The 1,604-nt window shown below is 59.5% G+C and carries 1 protein-coding gene; it reads right to left on the reverse strand.

The window, feature by feature from the left end; all coding sequences use genetic code 11:
* Nucleotides 1–1,576: hypothetical protein (locus ACRCYW_RS13520; RefSeq protein ID WP_438550600.1), on the reverse strand; the 1,576-nt coding region annotated here is incomplete at its 3' end.
* Nucleotides 1,577–1,604: the final 28 nt, after the last annotated feature.

Genomic DNA, 1,604 nt, shown 5'->3' on the forward strand with positions numbered 1-1,604 from the left:
GGCGTTCGGGGGCCAGCCAGATCCCCCGACTCTGACCGTCCGTTCCTTGTTCAATCATGAGCCTTCCAGGGACGTGGACCACCTCAAGGTGGCATCCTAGTTCGATGCAGGCGTCCTTGATGGCCAGGACCACCAGGTGAAGGGACGGACTCCGGGAGCTTCCCTGGTTCACAATGTAGTAGCTCACCAGGTTGTCGGTCATGAAGAAGACCAGGCGGCCGCGTAGTCGCCCCGTGGGACGCTCTCGGAGGAGGGCTTCCAGGATCGTCCGGGCTTCCTTCCAGTTGGACGTCTTGGTTATAGAGCGGGCCCCCCACACTCCCATCCAGAGTTCGATGCCTGGGGACTGCTGTTGTTCCGGGGTGAGTTCATAGAACTTGGTGGTCCCGCCTGTGCCGGTGCCACTCCCATCTCCCCATTTGAGTACCAAACCATGGTGGGCCACTCGTTGCGCCGTGCTACCTGGGGCGTGTAGCAGGTGGTTGCGCCACCATTGCAGGTCGACATGGCTTGCCGGAGAGACATGTGCCCGGGTGTAGTACTTGGCCGCGCCAGCGGTGGGGTCCCCCTCCTCCAGGCGATGCAGGTCGTCGTACAGCGCTCTGAGGTGGGTCTGACCCGTGTGTTGGGGGGTGGCTTCCACCACAGACTGAAGTACCCCGGTGATGATTGCCAGACTGAGCCGAGAGAGCTGTTGATCGCGGGGACGGCTCAGGAGGAAGTCGACGCTCGCGATGCAGCGGGAGATCTTGTTTGGTGGGATGTGTAGAGTGGGAGTCTCCCGGGTGTCGTACCAGAAACCACAATACTTTTGGACCTGCTTTGGAGGGGAGGTCTTGACCGGTTGGCATATCAGACCGAGGCGCATAGTGAGGTCCATGAAGGCGGTGAGGGCTTCACAACAATCAGCCGCAGTGGAGGCGTGGATCTTGAAGTCGTCTACGAAGCCAAAGAGGAGGGCTACCGGGGTCCCGTTGGCTCGGAGGCCCACATAGCCGTGCCCCAGTTTTTGGTCGTAGGTGCCTTCCGTCAAGGCCCGTCTCCAGGTGTTTTCTACGTACGTGACCGCTCTGAAGACTTCGCTTTCCCGCCTGAGCATGTCCATGAAACCTTCGCCCGCGCGACAGGCGATGGAGGGGCTGTTCACCGATCCCATAGGTAGGCCCACATACCAAAGGTGTTCTCCCGTAACTGGGTGGATAATTCCAATCAGGTCGCGTTCCTCAGGCAGTGTGCTGAAGTTGTGGAAGTGCTTGCTGGCGTCGGCGATGGCTGACCATCCTCCGGAGTAGAGGTGGGGCAGGATGTCCTTGGAGGAAGGGAGGAATATGGGGTCTAACCCGCAGCATCCATTTTGTCCCCCTTTTTTCATGTCTGCAATACACCGCCACTGGCCCGGTTGTCCTGGTTTCGGGACCACAAACAAAGGGCAGACTCTTCGCAATTTACGAGTGGCAGGTCGGACCACCCCCAGGGCCTTGAGTTCCTCCACGAAGGTGCAAACCACTTCTATTTGCTCGGGTGTGAGGGCAGGATTTGGTACTATCTCGTCCCCTGGGTCTATCAGGAACCGCATACTGGAGCCTATACGGATGGCTTCCCGG

The organism is Aeromonas sp. (assembly GCF_051657805.1).
Lineage (GTDB): Bacteria > Pseudomonadota > Gammaproteobacteria > Enterobacterales > Aeromonadaceae > Aeromonas.